At 53.7% G+C, this 2,289-nt stretch carries 1 protein-coding gene; it reads right to left on the reverse strand.

The window, feature by feature from the left end; translation table 11 throughout:
* Positions 1 to 96: 96 nt before the first annotated feature.
* Positions 97 to 2,289, reverse strand: a 2,193-nt coding sequence (locus AXW79_RS01415) for a conjugative transfer relaxase/helicase TraI domain-containing protein (protein ID WP_043150808.1), incomplete at its 5' end; no start/stop codon positions are given.

Here is a 2,289-nt window from a genome sequence, read left to right on the forward strand (position 1 = left end):
ACAGAATTATTTACAGGCTCTCCACTGATGATGAAAAAAGTTAACTGCACGTAGCAGTCGCTGATGTAAAAAACCGGCCCATGGCCGGTTTCTTTTTTACTCCCCTTTGGTCAATTCCTTGATTATCTCCCTTTCCAGCTTATCCAGTTTGTCGTGGAGTTCATGGGTAAATTTGGCTTTGGCCACGTCTCTGATTTCTGCCAGCTTACGCAATTGTCGCTCACTTAACTCCGCGTCTTTATTTAGTTGATGGATATCGTTGTGGAGTCGCTTGTCGTCGCGATTGACCGCTTGCTGTTTATCATCAGGCAGTTTGATATCCGGCTGTTCTTTCTCCCTGGCAACGGTTTTTATCATCTCGTCCTGGCGTTTGGCTTCTTTGGTGGTCATATCTTGTGGCAGTGGTAACTCCCGCTCTGACTCTTTTTGCAGGTGCTGCGCATCCGTGTCCGACACGACCAATTTACCCCCGGTCATCCGATTGACATTAAATGGTGGTGGTGCGCCGTTAATGCTGACCAATATTCCACTGTGTGGATGCTTGGTCGCCATGGCAATGCCATCCTCTAAACTGGTTGCGATACGGGTTTCGCCATTACTGGCACGCTGGAGTCCGATAAACTCGGCTCGTTCATTTGCCACCAGTCGATATTCACTGTCCAGGGTAGGGCCTTTATTTTGGTGATGGCTTTGCAGCTCCACCATGGCAGCCCCTGCCGGTTTACCATTATTATCCCACACCGGAAAGGCAGCGTGCGGGGTCGGGTATTTTTTGCCTGGTGCAATGTATTTTCCCATATGCTGCTGCTCATCGAGTTGATGGGTCTTTAGCACATGTCGCCCCAATGCTGTGGAGCGCATCGGCGAGGCGGCACCCAATAACATATCGGCGACCTTCAGCCCTTTAATCTGGTCGCCTTCGAGCGCATCGTGGGCGGTACTAACCTGGCTCTTGAGGTTTTTATTGAGCAAGTTAATCCAGCCTTCCTTATCATCGGTATAGGTCTGCATATGTTCTTTGGCTCGTGAGGCGGGGACATACGCAGACGACAGGGTAATCAAGTTTCTATTTACGCCTTTGATCGCCTGTAATTCGATGGCGTAGGTACTGCTCGCTCCTTGCGCACCATAGGCGGTAATGGCATACCCCAAATCAATGTGCTGGTCTTCCTTAAATTGGTCGGGGCGAACGGTTTTCTCGTTATTGCCATCGTGCAGCACTATCGCGCCATTATCCTCGATGCGTTTTACCTGCCACTGGCTATTGGCCACATGGCCGTGTTCATTGACGGTGCGGGTGAAGCGGATCTTATCGCCTTCACTGACCTTTATTTCCCTCGGTTGATAGATAGCGAGATCATGGGCGGTGTTTTCGATATTGGAGATGAGTCGCACCTTGCCCTCATTATCCTTGATGGTCATTGTCCCGGCCTGGGGGTCGATACCACTGATGGTGTAATAGTGCTGGTCGAGCACGGCCACTTTACCAAGAAGCGCATTTTTCTGTACCTGCTCACTGCTACGCAGGCTATTTTCTTCAATGCGCACCGGATCAAGAATTGTCAGGCTGGTCTGGCGTGGGCCTAATTCCCCTTTATCAAACAGTGCCTGGTGTATTGCGGCGTTAATACCGTGGCGCACCTCATTGAGATGCACGATCACCATGGTGTTATCCCGTGTCAGGCGGGTACGGCTGGCATAATCCTTGACCACCAGTTCGGCGGGGTTCTTTGCCTCAATCACCGATCGATCCGGTGTCCAGGCATCCGGTTCGTTTGCCGGGTCTCGGGGTACCACACCCGGTTGCACCGCTTCGCGCTGTGCCAGTGACTGGGTGAGGTTGCCATCTATCAAGCTGTAGATCGCCGGTTTGAGCTCCGGGCGCTGGCGGACAATCTCTTTCATGACAGCCACATCGACCGCGCTGCGCTCTTGCATCAGTTGGAACGGGGCACCTGACGAGATGGCTTTGAGCTGCGCGGTATCACCGCTGCTGACCACTCTTGCGCCACTGGCGGCCACCCGCTGGTAAAACTCCGCCATGTCGCGGTTGCCAATCATCGAGCTTTCATCCACCAGGAACAGGGTGCGGCTGTGGTCCTGCTGCTCCCCTGCCATGGCCTGCAGGCGACTCTCCGAGAGAAACGAGGCCAGCGTCTGTGCCTTGACCCCGGTCGACTGCATTTCATGGACGGCCCGGTGGGTGGGGCCGATCCCGACCACGGTCGGGCGCTGTTTCGGGGGCAGGGTGTCGAGTGCACTCAGCACGGCCTTGAACTGGGTGGTTTT

Origin of the sequence: Aeromonas salmonicida subsp. salmonicida, assembly GCF_001643305.1 — a bacterium.
In the GTDB taxonomy this organism is placed as follows: Bacteria; Pseudomonadota; Gammaproteobacteria; order Enterobacterales; family Aeromonadaceae; genus Aeromonas; species Aeromonas salmonicida.